Source organism: Peptoniphilus sp. oral taxon 386 str. F0131, from assembly GCF_000090945.1.
GTDB lineage: Bacteria > Bacillota > Clostridia > Tissierellales > Peptoniphilaceae > Anaerosphaera > Anaerosphaera mikwangii.
This window is the reverse complement of the sequence record NZ_GL349422.1, coordinates 908,595-932,546: the sequence shown is the minus strand read 5'-3', so window position 1 is coordinate 932,546 and position 23,952 is coordinate 908,595. Positions and strand designations below refer to the sequence as shown.

The following is a 23,952-nucleotide window of genomic DNA, read 5'->3' as shown; positions in this document are numbered from 1 at the left end:
AAAAATAATCTTATTCCATATAATAAGAAACATAAGTTTTTAAAAACAAAAATCTTCGCATCATTTTTTAATACGAAGATTTTGATTTATTTAATCTATTTACTTATATAATTTGGAGCCTCTCTTGTTATTGTGATATTATGAGGATGATTTTCTTGCAATGTTGCAGTTGTAATCTTAATATACTTAGTATTTGTTTGAAGCTCCTTAATATTATGTGAACCTGTATAACCCATACCGGAACGAAGACCTCCCATTAATTGGTATACTACATCTCCGACTTTTCCCTTAATAGGAACTCTACCTTCCACTCCTTCAGGAACATATTTCTTAGTTTCTGTTTGGAAATATCTGTCACTTGAACCTGAGTTCATAGCTCCTAATGAACCCATTCCACGATAGCTCTTAAATCTTCTTCCTTCAGCAAAAATTTCTTCTCCGGGTGATTCATCAGTACCTGCTAATAGAGAACCTAACATAACTACATTAGCCCCTGCAGCTATGGCCTTTGTTATATCTCCCGAATATTTGATACCACCGTCTGCAATAATTGGAACTCCAAGTACATTTGCAGCTCTTGCAGCTTCCATAATTGCTGTTATTTGCGGAACACCTATACCAGTTACAACTCTTGTTGTACAAATAGAACCAGGTCCTATACCAACTTTTACACAATCTGCTCCGGCTTTAATAAGGTCATAAGTCCCTTCGTATGTCGCAACATTACCCGCAATTAATTGTATATTTGGAAATGCTGATTTAATTTCCCTTATTGTATTTAAAACACCTTCAGATTGTCCATGTGCTGTATCAATTACAAGTACATCTACTTTTGACTTAATAAGTGCATCAACTCTACTTAATACATCAGATGTTACACCTATTGCCGCTCCTGCTAGCAATCTTCCGCTCTCATCTCTTGTAGAATTAGGATATTGAACTTGTTTTTCTATATCTTTTATTGTAATTAATCCCTTTAATAATCCATCATCATCTATTAAAGGAAGTTTTTCAACTTTATATCTTCTCAATATTTTTAAAGCTTCATCTAAAGAAATTCCAACATGACCTGTTATTAAGTTCTCCTTTGTCATTACCTCAGAAATCTTTTTATCTAGGTCTTGTTCAAATCTTATATCTCTATTTGTTATTATACCTTCAAGCTTATTATTTTCATCCACAATAGGAACTCCACTTATCCTATAAGTATCCATCAATCTATCTGCATCAGCAATTGTATGATTTTTAGATAGAGAAAAAGGATCTGTTATAACTCCGTGCTCCGACCTTTTTACTTTATCAACTTCTTTTGCTTGAACTTCAACGGACATATTTTTATGAATTATTCCTATTCCGCCTTCTCTTGCCATGGCTATTGCCATATTAGCCTCAGTAACAGTGTCCATTCCGGCACTCATCAATGGAATATTAAGAGAAATTTTCTCAGTAAGCTTAGTCTTTAAATCTGTGTTATTAGGTAATACATTTGATTTCCCAGGTAACAACAAAATATCATCAAACGTTAATCCTTCTCCAAAATATTGCAAAATATCTCCTCCTTAAATATCATTTCATAATATTATAATTCTCTAAATTCATTTTTTCAAATAAAAAGTTAAAATATTCTTTTTTTATCTATTGTGATTTCTATAAACTCCGGTTTTATTTTCACTACCTTATATATTTCAGGCAAACTAACATTCAATTTAACATTATGAACTCCCGTTGTATAGTCTTTTAAATCTAAACTTAAACTCATATTTTCCTTATCAATTTTTTCAGTAGACAGTGGATCTTTGGGTGTTACAACAACTGTTATTTGATCGCCTTTATTAAAGTTCAATGTCAATTTTTCTTCTAATTTTTCTTCTAAATTTAAAATTTTTATTTCACTAAATTTAAAATCTATATTTTGCTCTGATAATGAAATTGGAAAATGGCTTGCAACGAACTTTAAATCATTATCAACAAGTGCAACCCCATCAGGCAAATCTATATCTACAGGGATTTTTTTCTCTGTCAAATCATTAACATTTACAGGTTTTGTAAGAATTTCATCAATCTTATTAATTACTGCAGAGTTTCCCTTTATAGTAACTGAATTAGGCTCTACAAAAAATTCCTTAGCATCTATATTATCAGATCCTTTTCCAATTATTCTAAGTCTTACCGGAACTATTTCTGTCTTTAATATAGGTACTTCTATATTTAAATTTTCAGGTTCAACTGTAAGCTCTGAAATTTCTTGAGCATCCTTATTATAAGCAATTACCGGTGTTGTTATAACTGTACTTTCACTTTTACCGGATATATCTGCAACAGCTACTATTTTATCAATTGAATCAATATATGTTTTTGGTCCGGTAATTTTAACTTCCTCTTTTTGTTTTACATTTCCAAGAACATAATTATCAGCAAGTTCACCAACCGTTTTTATATCAACATTTATATTCTTACTTATATTTTCATCAATTTTAAATGATATAGATTCAGGTTCTTTTGAATCTACAATTATATTATTCGCATCTACCTGTACCTTAATTGGAATTTTATAATCTCCAGAATAGTAGCCCGATAAGTTTACAGAAGCTCTTACACTTTCACGACTTATTTTAGAAATATTAGACTGCTTTCCCTTTAAAACTACATCAACTGTTGCTTCCTTTGGAGATATAACAGATAAATTATTACTTTTAATTTCAGCTATGTTTTCATATCTAACTTCTATACCCTTATATGTTACCTTCATTTCAGGATCAACTCCACTTCTGACATAAGACCATAAAAGTATCGCAAAAACCACAGAAATAATTTGAAGCATTCTTTCTTTACTTATCTGAGTTATTGCCTTTTTCATTACCTATCCTCCATTTATTTAATATTGAATTAGTAGTTTCTATTGATGTTTTAGTATAAACCTTTTCTAATATAGTTTTTAAAGTCGGTAAATCCAGATATCTTGAAATAATTCCACCTTCAGCTATAGAAATTGAACCTGTTTCTTCTGAAACTATTATACTCAAACAATCAGATCTTTCTGTAATTCCAATCCCCGCTCTATGACGTGTTCCAAGTTCTTTTGAAATATTGCCGTTATCAGATAAAGGTAAAAAACAAGCTGCTGCAACAACTCTATCTCCTTTAACAATGACAGCTCCATCATGAAGAGGAGTATTTGGAATAAATATATTAATCAATAATCCGCTTGAAACATATCCATCAATGCTTGTTCCGGTTTCAACTATTTCATTTAATCCGGTTTTTCTTTCAATTACAATTAATGCTCCTATCTTTTGTCGTGAAAGAGAAGCAACTGCATCACAAATTTCTGTAACAGTTGAAGGCATCTCATACTTAGTATTTAAATTATTTCTAATTGAACTTGAGCGCCCTAAAAATTCAAGTCCTCTTCTAAGTTCAGGTTGAAAAACTATTAAAAGTGCAACAATTCCCCATGTCATAAGTTTATTCAGCAACCAATAAAGAGTATAAAATTTTCCCCATTCACTTAATTTAGTCAAAATCAATATAACTAAGATACCTTTTGCAAGTTGCTCCGCACGAGTTCCCTTTAATAATTTTAAACAATTATATGTAATAATAGCTATTACGGTTATATCTATAATATCTCTAACTCTTATTATATTAAAAATATTGTCAAAAAAATTCATGATTTTCTCCTCGAAATTAAAATTAATGAACAAATCAGTCCAACTGAAATCAAAATATCTCCAATACTTATGACTTTGGGCATTGGATAAGGACTTGTAATCGCTATTATATCAGATAAAATTCTAGCTTTAGGATTGTCAAGCACTATATGACTTAAACTTCTACCTTTAGAAATAATATCAATAAGTCTATTATTATTTGTCAATAAAAGTGCTTCATAATCAACAGGCATTTTCCCGTTTAAAATTATTGGCACCAAATTTAAAATAAGACCTATTGAAATTAAAATTATCCCAAAATTATCATAATTAAATAACAGACCTATAATTAAAACTGCAAATGAAATAATATGAAAATACTCATAATATTTGATTACAGTATATGTGATTATCTTAAAATCATAACTTGTAAATAAAATTATCAATAAATTTGAAATAATTCCAATGACAATTAAAGACTTTCCTTTTAAATTAAATTTATTGAAATTATCAAAATTTCCATTGAAAAATTTTGATAATATTAAACCTATAATAATTGCTTCTAAAATCATATCAACACCTAATATAATAATATCATAAATCAGCTGATAAATGTTAAAAAAGGAGACAAGATTCTCAATTATTTTAATTTATTTTTAAGTTCTCTAACTTGTAATTTTATAAAAAATATAGTTAATAAAAAATTATATGTCATCATTTTAAAATATTCCAATTTAGAAAATGATTTATATGGAAAATGATTCATGGCAAATGTCATATTTGCATTGCTAAAAATATATTTGAGCTCAGGTATTTTTGCAAAAGCTGCTGCCAACATTCCTAATAATGCATACACAATTGAAAGTGCAACCGGTATTGCAAAAGAATTTATTTTTAATGATAAATAACACTGAATACATATTATAGAAATATTAAATAAATTTATAATTATAATAAAATATAAAATTTCAAATGGAAATTGACTATTAAAATTTAAAAAACTTCCAGAAATATTAAATAATATTAAAAAATATATTTGTATTATAAAAGAAATAATAAATACAACACAAATTTTAGATAGAATTATATTATAAAAACTTTTTGATGAACTGAATAATAATTTAAAATTATTATTTTTATGTTCGTTATTCCAAATATATGCACATACAATTCCAATAAGAGCCGGAAAAAATATTAATCCATAAAACAGATAAACCTGCGTCCAAAGACTAATCCATTCCAAATTTAATATTTCTCTGTTTATATAATAATTTACAGTTCCATATCCTACAGAAAATATTGGAAGTAAAATGATCGGCAAAAACAACTTTGAGTTTTTAAGTTTCTTAAATTCAATTCTTATCATGAAATCATTCATCTCCTCTTATATTTCTACCGATTAAATATATAGTTATTCCAAGAATGCCTGATAAAATAAGCGGTAAATAATTTATAGGTAATATATTTCTTACAAATTTGTCCTCTGAAATCATCGTAACTTTAATTGACGAAAGTGACAAATACCAAGAATAAGGCATAAATATACAGATAAATTTAGAAATAAGTGATGATAGAAGTCCTACCAATGTGCCTATTATCGCTATTGAAATTGATATTAGTTGATTTTCCCATTTTAAAGATAAAACATAATGAAAACTCATAAGTAAAAATGATATTAAACTCTGCGATATAAAATATACAATAAATCTAAAAATAGGTATTGGTTGATGAAGTCCTACAAATTTAGAAATACATATGAGAAAAATCCACTCTAACATTTGATATATCAAATACTTTTTATAAATATTCCAAAATTTTACACTATATATTTTATTAAAACTGACCCCGCAACTTTTTAAAAATTTCCACATATATGTGTCATTTTCGATACTTACTGCTTTACTTATAATAGAGGCAATTAGTATAGGAGTTAATAACTGCTTAATGAAAAAGTAAAAATCCAATGCATAATTCCATGGGATATCCTTGCTACTAAACATATTTTTAAAATTTGTTGAAAATAAAACAACAGACATAAAAAATCCATTTATCGTAAAAAAGGCTAAAAATACCAAAAATAAAAAACTTCCCCTAAACTTTTTATTTTCTATTTTTCTTAAATTAACATTCACATTATTTTTCATAACATCACTTATAAAGTATTCCTTTCAGTAAATTCTATAAATAAATTTTCCAAAGATTTAATCTCTTCAAATACTCTGTAAATTTTTATATTGTTCTTCACCAACAATTCAATAATATTTCCCACCACATTGTTTTCAACATATTTTATTTTTATAAATTCATCATCACATTCAAAATTTATATTGTCTAAAATTTTAGTAGCTCTATTATTATCGGATGTTTTAAACTTAATTTCTCCTCTATAATTACTTTTAAAGTCTGAAATTGTACCTTGATAAAGCATCTTTCCATTTCCTATTATCCCTATTTTATCTGCAACTTTCTCAATTTCATCGAGAATATGAGATGAAACCATAACAGTACAACCATATTTTTTGGGTAAGTTCCTTATTAAATTTCTTATATCTTCCATAGCATGAGGATCTAATCCGTTTGTAGGCTCATCTAAAATTATAAGTTTTGGAAAGCCCATAAGTGCCATTGCTATGGCAAGTCTTTGTTTCATTCCAAGCGAATAATTTTTAACCCTCTTTTTTATATTGTTTTTTAATCCTACAATATCTATAACATCATCTATATCTGTTTTCTTTAAACCTTTAAGCTCTCTTACTATATCCAAATTATCATAAGCAGTTAAATTATTATAATATGCAGGTCCCTCTATCAATGAACCTATATTTTTTAGCATATTTAACCTATTATTATCATTAAACTCCTCTCCTGCAATTCTTATAATTCCTTCATCTTTAACAGTAAGTCCACAAATCATCTTCATTGTCGTAGATTTACCTGCTCCATTCGGTCCTATAAGTCCATAGATACTTTCTTCCGGTATTTTCATATTATCAATATCTACTACTGTATTTTTACCATAATTCTTTTTTAAATTAGTTAATTCTATAAAATTATCCATAAATCTCACCTCAACAGTATATTATCAATTTATGTTTAAATTTACTTTTAATTAACCTTAAATTTACCTTAATTTTAAAATCAATCCACAAATATCAAATATAAAATGATATACTTAATTTTGAGGTATAATTATGAATATAAAAAATAGAAAAATCTTAATAGTAGATGATGATGTAGTAATTGTAAATCTTGTTAAGAGAATTTTAAATGAATGTGGATTTAAAAATATAAAATGTGCTTACAATATAGCTGATGCAATTAAATTATTTGATAGAGAAAAATTTGATATTGCAATACTCGATATATTACTTCCTGACGGACTCGGATTTGATTTAATTAAATACTTTCGAAAAAACAATAATATTCCCGTATTATTTTTATCGGCAATATCAGATATAGAAAATCAATATAAAAGCTTTATGCTTGGAGGAGATGATTATATAGTTAAACCGTTTTTACCAAAAGAATTGGAACTTAGACTTATTGCTATTTTAAACAGAAGTTATGGAAATGATGATAACATTGTATTTCTAAAAAATTCTAAAATAGATTTTGAAAAAGCATTAGTCATCAAATCTAATAAAGAAATTCCCCTTACTGCAAAAGAATATGAAATTTTAAAACTTCTTTATGAAAACAAAAATAAGATTGTTACAATAGACGGAATATTAAATTCCATTTGGGGTGTTGATTCTTTTGGATATGAAAATTCACTAATGGCACATATCAGAAAAATTAGAGAAAAAGTTGAATTAAATCCATCGTCTCCTAAAAACTTACTTACATTTAAAGGCCTTGGTTATAAATTGAAGGTAGAAACATGAACTCCATAAAATATTATCTAAAATCACTTCTTAAATTCTTTATAATCATATTCCTGTTTTTTATAGCATCACTATTTTTATTTATTTTTGGAGTATATTATAATTACCAAAAATTCAATAAATCTGACATAGAACCGTTAAGCGTTTATTATATGATTGAAGAAAATGGAAAGTTGAATCTTTCAGATAAAAACAAAGAATTTTTAGATAAAAATAATTTGTGGATAATGGTAATATCTTCAAACGGAAAAATTAAAGAAAATTATAATCTTCCAAAACACCTAAATAGAGATTATAGTATTCAAGATATAATAAAATTCACAAGGTGGTACCTTGATGGTTATCCGGTATTTACTTTTGTATTAGATGAGGGTATATTGGTAATCGGATATCCTCACGGTGTATATGAAAAATTTCCAACAAATTTTTATCAATATGATTTATTTGCAAATATATTAAAATTGATTTTTATAGTTTTTTTATTTGATATATCAGCTTTATTTTTAGTGTATATATATTCCAAGAAAAAAATAATCGATGAAGTTTATCCTATTGCAACAAGTATTAAAAACTTATCTGAAAATAAATCTATAAATCTCCCTGAAAACGGAAATCTTATAGAAATAAAACAAGCCTTAAATAAAACATCAAAATTAATGAAAAATAACAGTTCTCAAAGAGAATTTTGGATTCGCGGAATAAGTCACGATCTTAGAACCCCGCTTACAAAAACTATCGGATACAGTTATTTGTTAGAAAAGAGAATAGGTAAATGTGAAGAAATTGAAATAATAAAGCAAAATTCCGAACTAATGCAAAATATTATTTCAGGACTAAATTTAACATATACTTTAGAAAATTCAATTTTTGAATATGGTTTTGAAAACACGGACATAAAAAAATTATTAAGAGAAATAATAGTTGATCTTATCAATACTTCTTCTACGTTTTTTGAAATCAAATTTAACCCAAATGACCAAGAATATAAAATAAACTGCAACAAAAATTTGATAGAACGCGCGATAAGAAATATTCTTTTGAACAGCATAATTCATAATGATAATGTAATAATTACAGTATCTCTCAATAAAATTGATGATAATGTAGAAATAATAATAAAAGACAATGGATCTATATCTAAACAAAAAATAACTGAATTAAATTTAAAAACAGAAAATCAAGACGTACATGGACTTGGAATTTTAATCACAAAAAAAATAATTGTCTTGCATGGAGGAACAATAAATTTTTATTATAATAATCCCGGATTAAAAACTGAAATAAAACTAAAAAAGGGTTTATAGTCAGTCATTCGACTTTATTATAAACCCTTTTCCATTATAAATATTTATTTTACACTTCTGATTCAATATTTCGTTACTAACTCCTATTCCGGATGTACTATTTATTATAATATGATTTGTATCATATAATAATCCTTCAGTGGAATATTCAACACATGTACTTATAGGAATAACACTTATATATTTATACCAGGACTTTTCAAATTCATAAATACCATTTTCAAAATAATATATTTCATTATTGTTATCTATTAATTTAGCATTTATTTTCCCAAAAAGTTTCTGAAGTAAAAATATATTTGAAACAGTATGATCAAGCCTTGTTCCTGTTGCTCCTAAAATAACTATTTCATCAACATTCTTCTCAAGTAAAATTTCAAGTGCAGCCTCAGTATCAGTAAAATCTTTCTGGCATGGATATTTTTTAAATTCAAGATTTTTTTCTTTTACAAATTTTTTACCATTGTCATCAATAGAATCAAAATCTCCGACAATCAAATCAGGCTTTAAATAAGTTCCAACAAAATTTTTAATTCCACCATCCGCACATACAATAAAAGAATTCTTAGATTCTCTTTCTAATATTGGAAAATTTACTTTATTTCCACCTGATACTAATAACCCCTTCATTTTAAAAGCTCTTTAAATTTAATTATAGTTTTTTTTGGATTTTCACTCCCAAATATTGCAGAACCTGCAACTAAAATATCAGCTCCTGCATTATATACTTTAAGTGCATTATTTAATTTTATTCCGCCATCTACCTCTATTAAACATTTTGATTTAGCATTATTTATAATCTTTTTAACATCTTCAACTTTTCTGGTAGAGCTTTCTATAAAACTTTGACCTCCAAATCCCGGATTTACGCTCATTATTAAAACTAAATCAATATCTTCAAGTGTATAATCTAAAATAGATAATTCCTGTGCAGGATTTATTGCAATTCCAGCTTTAATTCCAAAACTTTTTATTAAATTAATTGTTCGATTTAAATGTAGTGTTGAATCAGGATGAATAGTAATAATATTTGCTCCGGCTTTCACAAAATCTTCTATATATTTTTCAGGCTCATTAATCATTAAATGTACATCAAAATCTATATCAGTAAGCTTTCTAAATTGAGACACTATTGACGGTCCAAACGATATATTCGGAACATAATTTCCATCCATTATATCTATATGAACAAAATCAGCCTTTGCTTCATTCATTGCATCAAAATCTTTTTTTACATTAGTAAAATCACATGATAATATTGAAGGTGAAATCAAAAATATCGCTCCTTTTCCTTTAGTTCATTGTAAATTTCTAAATAGCTATCATACCTTGATTTAGATATTAGCCCATTTTCAACCATTTTCTTTATATTACATTCCGGTTCATTTATATGCTTACAATTATTAAATTTACATTTACCCGAATTTCTTTTAAATTCTCTAAAAAATTGTTGCAATTCTTCACTGTTTATGTCTAAATCAAAACTTGAAAATCCCGGAGTATCAAATATATATGTATTATTATCTCCCGTAAAAATTTCAGTATGCCTTGTAGTATGCTTTCCTCTTTTTGTCTTTTCGCTGACATCTCCTATTAAAATATCCTTCTTCAAAATATTACTTGCTATTGTAGATTTACCTGCAGCAGAAACTCCACACAAAGCAGTAGTTTTTTGTTTTAAATATTCTCTTAATAAATCTATCGTAAATGTATATTTATAAGAGATTAAGAATGTTTTAAATCCTGCTTTTCTATAAATTTCCATTAATTCTTCAGCCTTATCCCTATCAAGATCATATTTATTTATAGCAATCAATATGTCAACCTTATTTTCATAAAAGCATATCATTTTATCTATTAAGTTTAAATTGTACTTAGGATCCTTAGTCGGTATAACTATTAACACTTGATCTACATTAGCAACTGCAGGTCTTAAAAGCTTATTTTTTCTGGGATATACTTTTTCAATATATCCCAGTTTATTTTCATCATATTTAAATTCGACAATATCCCCGACTAAAGGCTTTATATCATTGTTTCTAAAATTTCCTCTAGCTCTTGTTTCGTAAACTTCAGATTCAGAATTAACATAATAGAAACCACCGGTAAGTTTGATTATTTTACCTTTCATTCATCCTCCTAATCAATAACCTCAGTTCTTACTTTTTCGTCATCAACATAAATCTCAAATTTATCTCCGTGTTCCGCATAATCTAATGGAACTAAAACAGTTCCTTCATCTGCAGATTTCATATAATCATATATTTTATACTCTCCACCGTTTGGTGTAAATCTATACACAGTTACTTTATGTCTTTGTCCATCATTTGGAAGATCTACGCTTAAACTGTTTTGAGTAGAAGTACCGTCAGATGGATTTAAATCTCCATCTTCTTTTGGACCTTCACTTACATATATTGTAATTGTTGAACCTTTATCTGCTACTCCTTCGGGTTCATATCTTGATACATCTCCTCTGTCCACATTATTTGCCTTTATATATTTCACATCAACAACAAATCCAACTTTCTCAAGTGTAGCTTTAGCTTGTGCTTCTGTTAAACCTCTTATATTTGGAATCTCCTTACTCTTATCTTCAGCACCCTTTGAAATGCGAATTGATATACCTTGTTTTTTTGATACTTCGCTTTCTGCTTGAGGTTCCTGTGAAATTATCCTATCAGATTCAACAGTATCGCTATAATCCATTTGAATATCAATTATATTAAGTCCCGAATCTTTAGCAAGTCTTTGTGCCTCTTCCAATGTTTTATTCACAAGATTAGGAACCTTAATTGAATCTTCCACTATGTTTACAACTACGCTTACAGAAGTACCTTTTTCAACCTGTTCGCCTTCTTTTGGTGATTGAGATAAAATTTCTCTATTATTTTTATCTTCTCTTTCTTCAACTCCGGATTGTTCCATAACTAATCCAATTGCTTTAAGTTTTGCTTCCGCTTCTTTTTCATCAAGTCCTACTATATTTATAACTGATACTTTTTCCACCTTATCTACATCCGTATTATTTCCCGACATTATTTTAGGAACTACAAAAATTAATAGTCCAAACAACAATAATGCACATAATATTCCAAGAAGTACAGGCGTAAAAGAACTTTTTTTCTTTTTCTTAACCTCTTTTTCAATAACACGTTCAGGTTTAGGCGTATTTCTTCTAACAACTTTTTTATCTCTTGAAGCTGCAATTTCCGATTTATTAACAGGCATTGTATTCCTTGAAGAGCTATTTGTATAATTGAAATTAGTTGTTCTTCCAAATTGAATATCCTTTATATCCTTTATTAAGCTATATACATCAGCATATCTATCATTAGGTTCTTTCATTGTCATCTTTAATACTATTGAATCTGCCATTGACGATATATCGCTATATCTTGAAGATGGCTTTGGCATATTACTTTGAACCTGCATAAGTGCTACTGATACAGGATTTTCTGCATCAAAAGGAAGTTTACCCGTTAACATTTCATAAAGTACAATACCTAGAGAATATATGTCTGACCTATTATCTACTTTAGTACCTCTTGCTTGCTCAGGAGAAAAATAATGTACAGAACCCATTATTGCATTTGTAGCTGTAACAGTTGAATTGTCAGCAACTCTTGCTATGCCAAAGTCAGTTACCTTTACTCTGTCATCCTTAGTAACCATAATATTTTGAGATTTTATATCTCTATGCACAATATTCTTTGAATGTGCAACTTTTAATGCTTCAGCAATTTGCACACAATAATTTAAAGCTCGTTTTTCATTTAAACGCCCTTCTTCATTTATAACTTCTTTTAATGTTTTTCCATCTATATATTCCATTACAATATAATGAACTTTTTGAGAATCAATTTCTTCTGAACCTACATCATAAATACTAACTATATTAGGGTGAGAAATACTTGCAGCAGCAAGTGACTCTCTTTTAAATTTTCTAATGAAATTATTGTCATCGTTATATTCCGCTTTTAAAATCTTAATAGCTACAATTCTATCAAGTTTTCTGCAATGAGCTTTATAAACATCGCCCATTCCTCCGGTTCCTATCTTTTCAAGGACCTCATATCTATTTCCTAATACTTTACCAATCATGAGAACACCTACTTATTATCTATTATAATCAATGTAACATTGTCAATTCCGCCATTTAAAAGAGTTTCTTTAATTAATTTATCCTTGGCTATTTCAATTTCATATTTGTTTATTATTTCTAATATTTCTTTTTCATCAACCATATTTGTAAGCCCATCTGAACACAACAAATATTTTGTATTCTTATTAATTTTCAGCTTATTTACAGTTACCTCTATAGTTTCTGATGTACCTAAGGCTTTTGTAAGTACATTTTTCTTAGGATGCTCCTTAGCTTCCTGTTCAGTTATTTCTCCTATTTGAATTAAATAATTGACAAAAGAATCATCTGTTGTAATTTGATTTATCTCATCACAATTTATCTCATATATTCTGCTATCTCCGATATTGACATAGTATAAATATCCATCATAAATATAACACATAGAAAGAGTTGTTCCCATTCCTCTATATTTCATATCTTCACGAGATAAATTAAAAATTTTTTCATTAGCCATTTTTACTGAATTTACTATTACTCTTTCAAGCTCTTCATCAGAATTAATATTTTCTTCAGAAAAATAATCCACTATTGTTTGAACAGCCATTTGACTGGCGGTTTCTCCAGCTAAATGACCTCCCATACCATCGGCAAGTATAAAAATATTTTCGATTTTACCGGGAATATAATACGAATCTTCGTTATTATCTCTAATACATCCCTTATCAGTCGCAGCTACAAACATTTTTATCGCCTCCTTCATACTTTCTTCTAAGTTGTCCACATGATGCCATTATATCCGCACCTAATTCTCTTCTTATTGTAACATTTAACTTCAAAGCTTCAAGCTTTTTCTTAAAATCTTCAACTTCTTTTTGGTTTGGTCTTTTCTTATTATATTCTTTTATCGGATTTAATGGAATTAAATTTATATGAGCTTTTAATCCATTAATTAAACTTTTAAGTTCTTGTGCATTTTCTAATGTGTCATTCTGACCTCCAATTAAAGTATACTCAAAAGTTATCCTGCTATTTGTCATATTTGAATAATTTTTACAAGCTTGTATTATCTGTTCAATGTTATATTTTTTATTAATTGGCATAATGTTGTCTCTACTAATATTATTAGTGTTATGAAGAGATATTGCAAGAGTTATTGGCAAATTTTCTTTAGAAAGCTCATATATCTTATCTACTATTCCACAAGTAGATATTGTTATATTTCTATAGCTTAAATTTTTTCCTTCTTTGCTATGAACTAATTTTAAAAATCTAATTACATTATCATAATTATCAAAAGGCTCTCCACTACCCATCAAAATTATATTAGATACATTTATATTAAACCTTTTTTCAACTTCATAAACTTGTCCAAGCATTTCATAAGCAGATAAATTTCTAATTAATCCTTCTTTTGTTGACGCACAAAAAACACAACCCATTCTACAACCAACTTGAGTTGAAATACATTGAGAATACCCATGCTTATATTTCATTAATACTCCTTCAACAATATTTTTATCTTCAAGTTTAAATAGAAATTTTTTAGTTTCATCAAGTTTTGATGAATACTCTTCAAGGATTGAAACTGTCTGAATTTTTTCATATTCTAAAATCTTTGTAATCAAACTCTTAGGAAGATTAGAATTTTCTATGTCTGTCCTTTTTTGCTTATGGAAAAAATTATATAGCTGCATAGCTCTAAAATTTTTTTCTCCATAAAATTTTACTTTGTTTTCAATTTCATCTAAATACAGGTTATTAATTTCCATCAATTAATCCTCTTAATCTTTGCTATAGAAAAACCATCCATATTATGGGTATTAGTATATATTTTTAAAATATCTGAATTCTCTATTTTTTCAATTTCAAAATTCTTATTTTCATCTAAAAATTTATTAATTATATCTTCATTTTCTTCTCTTGTTATTGTACATGTGGAATATGTTATTATTCCGCCTATTTTTACATATTTAGATGCATTATTTATTATATTCATTTGAATTTTTGTGAGTTTCTCTATGTCTTCAGGCTTCCTATTCCATTTTATTTCCGGCTTTCTCCTATATAATCCAAGACCCGAACAAGGTGCATCCACAATTACATTGTCAAATAAATTATAAAAAGTTTTATTATATATCGTAGCATCATTCTTTAGAATTTTTATGTTCTTAATTCCAAGCCTCTCCATATTCTCTCGAATCAACGAAATTTTTTTATTTGAAATATCGCATGAAATTATTGATGCATCTCTATTTAACATAGCTATATTAAAACTCTTCCCTCCGGGAGCACTACATAAATCTAAAACTTTTGCCTTTTCATTAAATTTTGTAAATTCTGATACAAGCATAGATGCCTCATCCTGAATATAAAAATACCCTTCCTTAAACAAAAATGAATCCAAAATCGATTCAGGATTTTTTACAATTAAAGCATTCTTGGAATATTTAGTTTTTTCTGTATCAAATCCTCTTTTTTTAAGCTTGCCCGCTAAGTCTTCGACACTACATTTTAATGTATTTACTCTTATTGTAAATGGCGCTTGTACATTATTGCATTTTAAAAGTTCTTTTGTAAAATCTTTTCCCTTTTCTTCTAAAATTAAGTCTACATAAAATTTAGGATGTGAATAATAGATGGAAAGATACTCAGCATAATCTGTCTCTTTTACATCATTTAACCAAAATTCAGACTTTTCTATATTTTCTTTATCTCTTAAAATATTCCTAAGTAATCCATTCACAAATCCTGCCGACCCTTGATTCCCAAAAATTTTAGCTAAATTTACACTTTCATTTATAATAGAATAGTCAGGTATTCTACTTGTAAAAAATATCTGATATATTCCCATTTGTAAAATAGTCAAAATAGTTCTGTGTATTTTTTTTATTTTAATTTTAGAATACTTAGATACAATATGTTCTAATAAAAGCTTATTTTGGACTACTCCTGTAGTTATATTAACTATTAAATTATAATCTCTTTTGTCAATTTTAGATTTAGATAAAATTAACAGTTCTTCATTTAAAAAGGCACCCTTATAAAGGACATTATCTATTATAAAAAGTGCCTTTTTTCTAATATCTTTCATATTTAATCTCTTCTCTTTCCGAATAATGCCAATAATCTAAAAAGTTGTCCCAATGCAATTAATGTAGATGCAACATAAGTTAATGCCGCTGCCGAAAGAACTTCTTTCGTTCCTACAAGTGCATCAACCGACAAAATATTGTTAGATAATTCAGCTTGTGCTCTTCTACTTGCATCAAATTCTACAGGTAGTGTAACTATCTGAAATAAAACTGCTATCGCAAACATTGCTATTCCAAGTTTTATCATAAATGCCGAGAAAAACAATCCCATCATTATAAATATCATTGACAAATTAGATCCTATATTTGCAGCCGGAACAAGTGCAGCTCTAATTTTTAATGGAATATATCCTCTTTCATGCTGAATAGCGTGCCCCACTTCATGTGCCGCTATTCCAAGTGCTGCTATACTTCTTCCTGAATATATATCAGACGATAAATTTAAAACTTTATTTTCAGGATCATAATTATCTGAAAGTTTTCCACCTATCATTTGAATTCTTACATCTCTTAAATTATTTCTATCCATTATTAGCCTTGCAACATCTGCACCTGTTAATCCTGTATTTGAATCAATTCTTCTATATTTTTCATAAGTAGAATTGATTTTTGATTGAGCAAACATAGCAAGTAACAATCCGGGTATTATATAATACATATATTGGAAACCAATACCATAATAACCATAACCAAACATAATACTACACCCCCAAAATTTCTCCGACTTTAAAACTATTTCCGGCAAGATACGATTTAATATCCATTAACTTTTTCCCCGGAAATTGAAGCTTTAATATTGAAACAGTTCCATCTATTGCTGAAATAATTAATTTCTTATTTGAATCAATAATCTCTCCCGGTAATTTATTTTGAATATCTTTTGAAATTTCAACTTCTACTATTTTAAATCTTTCTCCTTTGTATACTGAAGAAGCATACATTCTGTCATTAAGGCCTCTTACAAGTCTGTCTATTTCAAATACACTCATTTTTTTAAAATCAATATGCCCTGTTTCTCTTTCTATTTTTTCAGCATAAGTCGCCAATTCTTCATCTTGTTTTTTAAAATTTACATTTTTATTTTTTAACTTTTCTATAAATTCTACTATTAATTTTGCTCCCATTTTAGCAAGTTTTTTTTCAAGCTCAGATGCAGAAAGCTTTCCGATTTCAATGCAATCTGTTATCGCAACATCACCCGTATCAAGACCTTTCTCCATTTTCATAATACTTATTCCTGTACAACTTTCTCCATTTATTATTGCTCTGTTTATGGGTGCCGCCCCCCTAAGCTTTGGAAGTAATGACGCATGAATATTAATTGAATAATATTTAGGTAAGTATAATACTTCTTCTTTTAAAATTTGTCCATAAGCTACTACAACAAATAAATCCGCATTTTTTGATTTTAAATATTTGACTGATTCTTCTGAATTTATATCCTCAGGTTGATAAACTTCAAGCCCAAGAGCTAATGCTCTCTCTTTTATTGGAGATGAAAGCAGCTTTTTACCTCTTCCTCTTTTTTTATCAACTTGAGTTATAACTGCACTTATATTATATTTTTCATTAAGCGCATCAAGTGCATCTATCCCAAATTCAGGAGTAGACATAAAAATTATATTCATTATATTTCCTCATCTTCACTATTTATAACATACATCTCTTCAGCTATATCAGAATATAAAATTCCATTTAAATGATCTATCTCATGTTGAAGAATTCTTGCCAGATATTCTTTAGCTTCTATTTCTTTTTTTTCTCCATTTTCGTCTAAGTACTTAACCTTAATTTCGTTAAATCTTTTAACCTTACCTTGTTTATTTGGCAATGACAAACAACCTTCATAACCTAATTGTGTTCCCGATTCAAAAATTATTTCAGGATTGATAAGAGCAAATCTATGTTCCGTTCTGTCATCAACGGTTATGACTCTTCTTAGTACACCGACTTGCGGAGCTGCTAATCCAACTCCTTCTGCCTTATCCATCGTTTCATACATGTCTTCTATTAAGGTTTTAAGCCTATCATCGAATTTTACAACTTCTCTCGATATCTTTCTAAGAACAGGATCATCATCTGTTCGTATAACTCTATATGCCATAATTCACCTCATATAAATTCTATTTCAATAAATATATTATTCTTATTAAGCTTTAATCTACTATTTATTAATACCCTTTTTATAACTTCAATTAACTCCTCCAAATTATTAGGATCAACTTTAAGCGTTATTTTACGATTAAATACATTTTTTATTTTAGGCATTTTTATTATCCTTGTATGTTCAACTTTATATCCTCTAATTTCTCCAGCAAATGAATTTAAAATTTCATTTGCCATAAAATCAAGCTTATTTTCAAATTCAGAATATAAATGTATATTTACAAGCTTAATAAAAGGAGGATAATTAAATTCTTTTCTATATCCTATCTCTTTATTATAAAAACGCTCATAATCTGCATTTTTAGAATACACAATGCTATAATTATCAGGTTCATAAGTTTGTATAATAACATCTCCGCCTTTATTCGATCTTCCTGCCCTCCCGGAAACTTGAGTTAAAAGTTCAAATGTAGTCTCAGTAGCTTTATAATCTGAAATGTATAAAGATAAATCTGCCGCTATTATCCCAACTAATGTAACATTTTCAAAATCTAATCCTTTAGCAAGCATTTGAGTTCCTATTAAAATATCTACTTCTTTGTTTTTTACACTTTCATAAATATTATCATAAGAATTTTTTCTTACAGTTGTATCTCTATCCATTCTAATAATTCTTGCATTAGGAAATAATTTTTGTACTTCTTCTTCAACTTTTTGAGTTCCTACTCCAAACTGTTTTATAAACTTACTTCCACATTCATGGCATCTATCTACCATTTTCTTAGTTGAACCGCAATAATGACATCTAAGCGAATTTGTGTTTTTATGATATGTCATAGATATGTCACAATTATCACATTTTATAACATGACCACAAGATCTACATGATACAAAATTAGAAAATCCTCTTCGATTTAAAAACAATATTATTTGTTCTTTTTTTTCTAATTTTTCTTCTATTAAATTACGAAGTTGTTCACTAAAAATAGAAACATTACCTCTAAGAAGCTCTTTTCTCATATCAACAATTTGAACAGTTGGAAGTTTAGCACCTAAAACAGCTCTATGTTTTAACTTAAATAGTCCATATTTCCCACTTAATGCATTATAATAACTGTCAATACTTGGAGTTGCACTTCCTATAATAACTTTTCCATTTAATATATTCATCCTCTTTTGAGCAACTTCTAATGTATCATATCTCAATGCATTATGAAATCTATACGAACTATCATGTTCTTCATCTATTATAACTAATTTTAAATTTTTAAACGGTGCAAATATTGCAGATCTAGCTCCAACAACTACATCAACATATCCATTTTTAATTTTTTGCCACTGATCATACCTCTCTCCGGTAGACAACTTAGAATGAAGTACAGAAACCTTATTTTCAAACCTTCCCATAAATCTTTCAATCATCTGAGGAGTTAACCCAATTTCAGGAACAAGAACTATAACTTGTCCACCGGCTTTTATAACTTCTTCTGCAAGTTTTAAGTAAATTTCAGTTTTTCCACTTCCCGTTAGTCCATATATTAAATCAGTTTCTTTATTTGAATTAAATATCCCATTTAAAACTTTTAACTGTTCATCATTTAATATTTTTGATTCTAATTTTTGCTTATCTTTATATGGATTTCTTTCAATAAATTTATCATACAGTTCAACTATTTCTTTATTTACAAGACTTTTTAATGGAGCATCCGATAATTTTAAATCTGAAAGTAAATTAGCCCTTGAAGTTTCAATTTTTTCTTGTAAATATTTAATAATTAAGCTTTGCTTTTCAGTTATTTTTAATGATTTCTCTCCAATTTTTCTCAAGTAATTTTTTGACAACTTAACATATTTCTGTGTTTTTTCCCCACCTATTGTATCAATCTTAAAATCAATTTCGATTACTTTCTTTTCTATAAGAACTCTTAAAAAATTTTTTAATTTTTCATCTCCATCCAAAAAATCAAGTTCATAATTATTTTTCTCTAGGAGTCTTATAAACTCATTCTGACTATCATTAAGCTTAATATTCTCGTTTATTTTTGCAATTTTTTTGATTTTTTTAACATCTCCCGGTGGAAATATAGGAGAAAAACTTTGAGAATAAGTAGTTAAATACCTATCTGACATCCAAAAACCAAGCTCAATTAAATCTTTTTCCAATATTGGTTCATAGTCTATTACATTAATTATAGTTTTTAATTTATAATTTACTTTTTCTATATTGTCATGAATTTTTACAACTAATGCAATTCTTGTACTATTACCTCTGCCAAAAGGAACTATTACTCTCATTCCGATTTCAATAAATAAGTTTTCCGGACATTTATATAAATATAAATCATCTATCTTAGATACGCTATTTTGTATAAAAACACTTGCATATTTCATATAACCACCATTAAAAAAGCAAGATTTTCTCTTGCTTAAAATAATTTTCTAACCTTATTTAATATTACATTTGCAAGTTCAGTCTTTGTCATTAAACCCAGAGTTTCTACATTTTCATCTCTATCAATAATACTGGCGATATTAGTATCAGTTCTAAATCCTGCTCCTGCTTGCTTTATATTATTTACAACAATAATATCAAAATTTTTACTTCTAAGCTTGCCGATTCCATAATTTATCTCATTATTTGACTCTGCTGCAAAACCCACAACAATTTGATTCTTTTTGCTATTTCCAAAATGTTTTGCTATATCTATATTATGAACAAGCTCAATATATTCCAAATCCTTTTGTGCCGTTTTCTTTATTTTTTCTTCACTATACTTTTTAGGTCTATAATCTGCAGGGGCTGCTGCTTTTATTAAAACATCACACTTATCAAAATATTTTTCAACTGCATTGAACATATCTTGAGTCGTAGATACCTTAACAAAATTATCAACCTTAGGCGCTTCTATACTTACAGAACCTGAAATAAGAGTTACATCCGCTCCTCTTTTCTTAGCTTGCTTAGCAAGAGCATAACCCATTTTACCGCTTGAATGATTTGTAATATATCTAACGGGATCTATAGGTTCAATAGTAGCGCCACTTGTAATTACAAATCTTTTTCCTTCTAAGTCTTTTTCCGTAAGAGCACTATCTATTTCATCAATAATCTCTGCCGGCTCTAACATTTTTCCATCCCCAACATCATTACATGCCAATACACCATTTTGAGTGTCAAGTATCATCACACCTCTATCTGATAATTTTTTCATATTTTCTCTATTGGCATGGCTATTTAACATAAATGTATTCATAGCAGGGACTATCATCACTTTTGAGCGACTTGCAAGTAATATAGTAGTCAGTAAATTATCACAAATACCATTTGCAAACTTTGCAATCGTATTTGCACTTGCCGGTGCAACAACAATTATATCTGCCCACTTTGCAAGAGAAATATGTTCAACATCCATATTTGAAAGTTGTTTAAACATATCTACATGTACTATATCATTGGACATTGTCTGAAATGTAAGTGGAGTTACAAATTCACATGCAGCTTTAGTCATTACAACTTTTACATTAGCGCCTTGTTTTCGCAAATTACTTACAATAGATGGTGCCTTATATGCAGCAATACCTCCTGTAACTCCAAGTAATATATTTTTATTTTTAAGCATTTTCACTCATACTCTCTTTAAAATTAACTTCTTCATCATTAATCTCATCTTCTATTTTAGAATTTTCTTCATATTCATCTTTCATTTTTTTCATTCTGCTATTTTTAAGAATTTCGAGTTTATGCACTTTTTCATCCTCTATTTTTTTGTTATAAGCACGATCTGACATAGGCTCCCCAAACAAAATAGATTTGTCCATTATTTCTTCAATAGCTATTGATACCGGTTTTTCATTCTCAGTATTAACAAGTGGAGCTGAACCGTCCACAATTTTTCTTGCTCTTTTAGAAACTAGTACCACTAAAGAATATCTGCTATCTGTTACATTTTTTATTTTATTAAATGAAGGTATTATCATTTTACTCACCTTTCTTTTCTTTCATTACTTCTTTTTTTATATCTTTATGTCTTTTAACTCTAAGCTTTTCAGCTTCAATTATGTTTTCTATATCTATAACAGCTTGTTCAACTGTATTATTTACAACAAAATAATCATATTCACCGACAAAGTCAAGTTCTCTAAATGCATTTTTAAATCTCGTATTGATTTCTTCTTCCGTCTCTGTGTCTCTCTTTATAAGTCTACTTTTTAATTCGTCCATTGTCGGTGGAAGTAAAAATATAAATACTGCCTCTTTATATTTTTCTTTTACTTGTAATGCTCCTTGAACATCTATTTCCAATAGAACTATTTCACCTTTTTCTATTTCGCTAAATACAAACTTTTTTGGAGTTCCATAATAATTTGTATGTACAAAAGCATATTCAAGAAGTTCATCATTTTTTACCATATCTTCAAATTCTTCAATAGTAGTAAAAAAATAATTTTCTCCATTAACTTCATTTGGTCTAGGAGTTCTTGTAGTAACCGATGTAGAAAAGGATATCTTATTATTTCTACTCATAAGTGCTTGACTTACTGTACCCTTTCCACTTCCTGAAGGTCCTGATAACACTAATAAAAAACCTGCTGACAAAAAAATCAATCCTCCTTAACTTTTCCTTCACTTATCCTTGCCGCTATTGTTTCCGGTTGTATAGAAGCAAGAATTATCTGACTTGTATCCATAATTATAACAGATCTTGTCTTTCGTCCATAAGTCGAATCTACTAATAACCCCTTATCTCTACTTTCAGATATTAATCTCTTTATTGGAGCAGAATCAGGATCGATTACCGCTATAATTCTACTTTCATTAATAATATTTCCAAAGCCTATATTTATCATTTTAATTATTTTTTAACTCCTACTCTATATTTTGAATTTGTTCTCTTATCTTTTCTATTTCGGATTTCAATTCAACTACACAATTTAATGTATCTATATCCGTTGATTTAGAACCTATTGTATTTACTTCTCTATTTAATTCTTGAACTAAAAAATCAAGTTTTCTTCCAATAGCTCCATCCAAATTGATTATTTTATTAAATTGTTTAAGATGTAAAAAAACTCTTGTAATTTCTTCGTCAATAGATAACCTGTCACACATTATTGCAAGCTCTGTACTAAGCCTTGGTAAATCTAGATTTTTAATATCTACATTAGACTCTATTGTTTCCCTCAACTTTTCTGTATTTTCTTTTAAAGTTATCGGTGCTCTTTCTTTAATCATTGCGGAAATTTTTTCAATATCTGAAATTCTTTCTATAAAAAACTTTTTTGTTTCTTCTCCTTCTATATTTCTCATTGAAATAAAATTAGTCAAAGCTTCATTTAATGCTTCATCCAAAATCTTTGAATATTCATTTATATCTTCTTCATTGTTTTTATTTACAAGAACTCCCTGCATATAGTATATATCCCTAAGAGATATATCATCACTAATATTAAGCTCATTTTTAAGTTCTGTAAGAGCTAAATAATATTGTTTAGCTAAAGCAGTATCTACTTCTATTTTAACATCTGTAGAATTAATGTATTCAAGATTTATAAATACATCAATCTTTCCTCTATTTACACTGTCTTTTATAGATTTTTTAACTCTTTCTTCAAGAGCAAATAATATTTTAGGAAGTCTTACTGATATATCACAATATCTGTTATTTACAGACTTCATTTCTACTTTAATGCTGAATCTTTCATTAGAAGCTATTCCACTTCCATATCCTGTCATGCTATTCATTTATAACACCCCATTTTATAGTATTATACTTTATTTCTGATAGATTTGCCATAAAAACAAGACAAAAAAAGAGAATCTTTTCAGAT

25 protein-coding genes are annotated in these 23,952 nt (G+C 28.0%); 2 read left to right on the top strand and 23 right to left on the bottom strand.

What is annotated here, in order from left to right; all coding sequences use genetic code 11:
- Positions 1–95: 95 nt before the first annotated feature.
- From guaB to HMPREF0629_RS04370, 7 genes are all read right to left on the bottom strand, one after another.
- Positions 96–1,547, bottom strand: coding sequence for an IMP dehydrogenase (gene guaB, locus HMPREF0629_RS04400; RefSeq protein ID WP_009222150.1), 1,452 nt, complete (start codon positions 1,545–1,547; stop codon positions 96–98).
- A gap of 68 nt (positions 1,548–1,615) precedes the next feature.
- Complete coding sequence (locus tag HMPREF0629_RS04395; protein WP_036728905.1) at positions 1,616–2,857, bottom strand: YbbR-like domain-containing protein; 1,242 nt, start codon at positions 2,855–2,857, stop codon at positions 1,616–1,618.
- Positions 2,829–3,671, bottom strand: coding sequence for a diadenylate cyclase CdaA (gene cdaA, locus HMPREF0629_RS04390; protein ID WP_036728908.1), 843 nt, complete (start codon positions 3,669–3,671; stop codon positions 2,829–2,831). Before cdaA ends, HMPREF0629_RS04395 begins: the two co-directional genes overlap by 29 nt.
- Entirely contained in the window at positions 3,668–4,222 is a 555-nt protein-coding gene (locus HMPREF0629_RS04385) for a DUF5317 domain-containing protein (protein WP_009222149.1), read from the bottom strand. Before HMPREF0629_RS04385 ends, cdaA begins: the two co-directional genes overlap by 4 nt.
- A gap of 68 nt (positions 4,223–4,290) precedes the next feature.
- Positions 4,291–5,016: an ABC transporter permease gene (locus tag HMPREF0629_RS04380; protein WP_009222148.1), complete on the bottom strand. Its 726-nt coding sequence runs from the start codon at positions 5,014–5,016 to the stop codon at positions 4,291–4,293.
- A gap of 4 nt (positions 5,017–5,020) precedes the next feature.
- Positions 5,021–5,794 carry an ABC transporter permease gene (locus HMPREF0629_RS04375; RefSeq protein WP_009222147.1) on the bottom strand — a complete coding sequence of 258 codons (774 nt, stop codon included), beginning with the start codon at positions 5,792–5,794 and terminating at the stop codon, positions 5,021–5,023.
- 8 nt (positions 5,795–5,802) lie between these two features.
- The gene (locus tag HMPREF0629_RS04370; RefSeq protein ID WP_009222146.1) at positions 5,803–6,708 is read right to left on the bottom strand and encodes an ABC transporter ATP-binding protein; all 906 of its coding nucleotides are present in this window, start codon (positions 6,706–6,708) and stop codon (positions 5,803–5,805) included.
- A 133-nt stretch (positions 6,709–6,841) separates the two neighbouring features.
- On the opposite strand from HMPREF0629_RS04370, the gene HMPREF0629_RS04365 reads away from it, so the two are divergent.
- Both HMPREF0629_RS04365 and HMPREF0629_RS04360 read left to right on the top strand, forming a co-directional pair.
- Positions 6,842–7,534 carry a response regulator transcription factor gene (locus HMPREF0629_RS04365; RefSeq protein ID WP_009222145.1) on the top strand — a complete coding sequence of 231 codons (693 nt, stop codon included), beginning with the start codon at positions 6,842–6,844 and terminating at the stop codon, positions 7,532–7,534.
- Positions 7,531–8,838: a sensor histidine kinase KdpD gene (locus HMPREF0629_RS04360; protein ID WP_009222144.1), complete on the top strand. Its 1,308-nt coding sequence runs from the start codon at positions 7,531–7,533 to the stop codon at positions 8,836–8,838. Before HMPREF0629_RS04365 ends, HMPREF0629_RS04360 begins: the two co-directional genes overlap by 4 nt.
- Here HMPREF0629_RS04360 and HMPREF0629_RS04355 read toward each other — a convergent pair whose 3' ends face one another.
- From HMPREF0629_RS04355 to HMPREF0629_RS04280, 16 genes are read right to left on the bottom strand one after another with little or no spacing between them, the layout of a single operon-like run.
- A complete protein-coding gene (locus HMPREF0629_RS04355) occupies positions 8,839–9,468 on the bottom strand; it encodes a thiamine diphosphokinase (protein ID WP_009222143.1) in 630 nt (209 codons plus the stop codon).
- Positions 9,465–10,112: a ribulose-phosphate 3-epimerase gene (gene rpe, locus HMPREF0629_RS04350; protein ID WP_009222142.1), complete on the bottom strand. Its 648-nt coding sequence runs from the start codon at positions 10,110–10,112 to the stop codon at positions 9,465–9,467. The genes HMPREF0629_RS04355 and rpe overlap by 4 nt, the downstream gene beginning before the upstream one ends.
- Positions 10,109–10,969 (bottom strand): ribosome small subunit-dependent GTPase A, encoded by an 861-nt coding sequence (rsgA, locus tag HMPREF0629_RS04345; protein WP_009222141.1) that lies wholly within the window; start codon positions 10,967–10,969, stop codon positions 10,109–10,111. Before rsgA ends, rpe begins: the two co-directional genes overlap by 4 nt.
- 8 nt (positions 10,970–10,977) lie before the next feature.
- Positions 10,978–12,942 carry a Stk1 family PASTA domain-containing Ser/Thr kinase gene (gene pknB, locus HMPREF0629_RS04340; protein ID WP_009222140.1) on the bottom strand — a complete coding sequence of 655 codons (1,965 nt, stop codon included), beginning with the start codon at positions 12,940–12,942 and terminating at the stop codon, positions 10,978–10,980.
- An 8-nt stretch (positions 12,943–12,950) separates the two neighbouring features.
- Positions 12,951–13,667, bottom strand: a complete 717-nt coding sequence (locus HMPREF0629_RS04335) for a Stp1/IreP family PP2C-type Ser/Thr phosphatase (RefSeq protein WP_039856625.1) — start codon at positions 13,665–13,667, stop codon at positions 12,951–12,953.
- Complete coding sequence (rlmN, locus tag HMPREF0629_RS04330; RefSeq protein ID WP_036728928.1) at positions 13,648–14,694, bottom strand: 23S rRNA (adenine(2503)-C(2))-methyltransferase RlmN; 1,047 nt, start codon at positions 14,692–14,694, stop codon at positions 13,648–13,650. The genes HMPREF0629_RS04335 and rlmN overlap by 20 nt, the downstream gene beginning before the upstream one ends.
- The gene (gene rsmB, locus HMPREF0629_RS04325; RefSeq protein ID WP_009222137.1) at positions 14,694–16,016 is read right to left on the bottom strand and encodes a 16S rRNA (cytosine(967)-C(5))-methyltransferase RsmB; all 1,323 of its coding nucleotides are present in this window, start codon (positions 16,014–16,016) and stop codon (positions 14,694–14,696) included. The genes rlmN and rsmB overlap by 1 nt, the downstream gene beginning before the upstream one ends.
- Before the next feature lie 2 nt (positions 16,017–16,018).
- On the bottom strand, positions 16,019–16,714 hold the full coding sequence (locus HMPREF0629_RS04320; protein WP_009222136.1) for a zinc metallopeptidase: 696 nt from the start codon (positions 16,712–16,714) through the stop codon (positions 16,019–16,021).
- A gap of 4 nt (positions 16,715–16,718) precedes the next feature.
- The gene (fmt, locus tag HMPREF0629_RS04315; protein ID WP_009222135.1) at positions 16,719–17,645 is read right to left on the bottom strand and encodes a methionyl-tRNA formyltransferase; all 927 of its coding nucleotides are present in this window, start codon (positions 17,643–17,645) and stop codon (positions 16,719–16,721) included.
- A complete protein-coding gene (gene def / locus HMPREF0629_RS04310) occupies positions 17,645–18,121 on the bottom strand; it encodes a peptide deformylase (RefSeq protein WP_009222134.1) in 477 nt (158 codons plus the stop codon). Before def ends, fmt begins: the two co-directional genes overlap by 1 nt.
- An 8-nt stretch (positions 18,122–18,129) precedes the next feature.
- Positions 18,130–20,514, bottom strand: coding sequence for a primosomal protein N' (priA, locus tag HMPREF0629_RS04305; RefSeq protein WP_009222133.1), 2,385 nt, complete (start codon positions 20,512–20,514; stop codon positions 18,130–18,132).
- 35 nt (positions 20,515–20,549) lie between these two features.
- Positions 20,550–21,743 (bottom strand): bifunctional phosphopantothenoylcysteine decarboxylase/phosphopantothenate--cysteine ligase CoaBC, encoded by a 1,194-nt coding sequence (gene coaBC / locus HMPREF0629_RS04300; RefSeq protein WP_039856851.1) that lies wholly within the window; start codon positions 21,741–21,743, stop codon positions 20,550–20,552.
- The gene (gene rpoZ, locus HMPREF0629_RS04295) at positions 21,736–22,101 is read right to left on the bottom strand and encodes a DNA-directed RNA polymerase subunit omega (protein WP_039856623.1); all 366 of its coding nucleotides are present in this window, start codon (positions 22,099–22,101) and stop codon (positions 21,736–21,738) included. The genes coaBC and rpoZ overlap by 8 nt, the downstream gene beginning before the upstream one ends.
- A 1-nt stretch (position 22,102) precedes the next feature.
- Positions 22,103–22,720, bottom strand: a complete 618-nt coding sequence (gene gmk / locus HMPREF0629_RS04290; RefSeq protein ID WP_009222130.1) for a guanylate kinase — start codon at positions 22,718–22,720, stop codon at positions 22,103–22,105.
- Positions 22,721–22,725: 5 nt separating this feature from the next.
- Positions 22,726–22,971 (bottom strand): extracellular matrix/biofilm biosynthesis regulator RemA family protein, encoded by a 246-nt coding sequence (locus HMPREF0629_RS04285; protein WP_009222129.1) that lies wholly within the window; start codon positions 22,969–22,971, stop codon positions 22,726–22,728.
- Positions 22,972–22,990: 19 nt separating this feature from the next.
- Positions 22,991–23,866 (bottom strand): YicC/YloC family endoribonuclease, encoded by an 876-nt coding sequence (locus tag HMPREF0629_RS04280; RefSeq protein ID WP_009222128.1) that lies wholly within the window; start codon positions 23,864–23,866, stop codon positions 22,991–22,993.
- Positions 23,867–23,952 lie beyond the last annotated feature (86 nt).

What these genes read in the sequence shown, in the direction of transcription:
- fmt (WP_009222135.1), bottom strand. Translation starts at nt 17,645, where the DNA reads ATGAATATAATTTTTATGTCTACTCCTGAATTTGGGATAGATGCACTT.
- HMPREF0629_RS04370 (WP_009222146.1), bottom strand. Translation starts at nt 6,708, where the DNA reads ATGGATAATTTTATAGAATTAACTAATTTAAAAAAGAATTATGGTAAA.
- HMPREF0629_RS04360 (WP_009222144.1), top strand. Translation starts at nt 7,531, where the DNA reads ATGAACTCCATAAAATATTATCTAAAATCACTTCTTAAATTCTTTATA.
- rsmB (WP_009222137.1), bottom strand. Translation starts at nt 16,016, where the DNA reads ATGAAAGATATTAGAAAAAAGGCACTTTTTATAATAGATAATGTCCTT.
- pknB (WP_009222140.1), bottom strand. Translation starts at nt 12,942, where the DNA reads ATGATTGGTAAAGTATTAGGAAATAGATATGAGGTCCTTGAAAAGATA.
- HMPREF0629_RS04355 (WP_009222143.1), bottom strand. Translation starts at nt 9,468, where the DNA reads ATGAAGGGGTTATTAGTATCAGGTGGAAATAAAGTAAATTTTCCAATA.
- rsgA (WP_009222141.1), bottom strand. Translation starts at nt 10,969, where the DNA reads ATGAAAGGTAAAATAATCAAACTTACCGGTGGTTTCTATTATGTTAAT.
- HMPREF0629_RS04280 (WP_009222128.1), bottom strand. Translation starts at nt 23,866, where the DNA reads ATGAATAGCATGACAGGATATGGAAGTGGAATAGCTTCTAATGAAAGA.
- HMPREF0629_RS04365 (WP_009222145.1), top strand. Translation starts at nt 6,842, where the DNA reads ATGAATATAAAAAATAGAAAAATCTTAATAGTAGATGATGATGTAGTA.
- cdaA (WP_036728908.1), bottom strand. Translation starts at nt 3,671, where the DNA reads ATGAATTTTTTTGACAATATTTTTAATATAATAAGAGTTAGAGATATT.
- coaBC (WP_039856851.1), bottom strand. Translation starts at nt 21,743, where the DNA reads ATGCTTAAAAATAAAAATATATTACTTGGAGTTACAGGAGGTATTGCT.
- rlmN (WP_036728928.1), bottom strand. Translation starts at nt 14,694, where the DNA reads ATGGAAATTAATAACCTGTATTTAGATGAAATTGAAAACAAAGTAAAA.
- HMPREF0629_RS04380 (WP_009222148.1), bottom strand. Translation starts at nt 5,016, where the DNA reads ATGATAAGAATTGAATTTAAGAAACTTAAAAACTCAAAGTTGTTTTTG.
- HMPREF0629_RS04375 (WP_009222147.1), bottom strand. Translation starts at nt 5,794, where the DNA reads ATGAAAAATAATGTGAATGTTAATTTAAGAAAAATAGAAAATAAAAAG.
- HMPREF0629_RS04285 (WP_009222129.1), bottom strand. Translation starts at nt 22,971, where the DNA reads ATGATAAATATAGGCTTTGGAAATATTATTAATGAAAGTAGAATTATA.
- def (WP_009222134.1), bottom strand. Translation starts at nt 18,121, where the DNA reads ATGGCATATAGAGTTATACGAACAGATGATGATCCTGTTCTTAGAAAG.
- rpoZ (WP_039856623.1), bottom strand. Translation starts at nt 22,101, where the DNA reads ATGATAATACCTTCATTTAATAAAATAAAAAATGTAACAGATAGCAGA.
- priA (WP_009222133.1), bottom strand. Translation starts at nt 20,514, where the DNA reads ATGAAATATGCAAGTGTTTTTATACAAAATAGCGTATCTAAGATAGAT.
- HMPREF0629_RS04335 (WP_039856625.1), bottom strand. Translation starts at nt 13,667, where the DNA reads ATGTTTGTAGCTGCGACTGATAAGGGATGTATTAGAGATAATAACGAA.
- HMPREF0629_RS04395 (WP_036728905.1), bottom strand. Translation starts at nt 2,857, where the DNA reads ATGAAAAAGGCAATAACTCAGATAAGTAAAGAAAGAATGCTTCAAATT.
- HMPREF0629_RS04385 (WP_009222149.1), bottom strand. Translation starts at nt 4,222, where the DNA reads ATGATTTTAGAAGCAATTATTATAGGTTTAATATTATCAAAATTTTTC.
- HMPREF0629_RS04320 (WP_009222136.1), bottom strand. Translation starts at nt 16,714, where the DNA reads ATGTTTGGTTATGGTTATTATGGTATTGGTTTCCAATATATGTATTAT.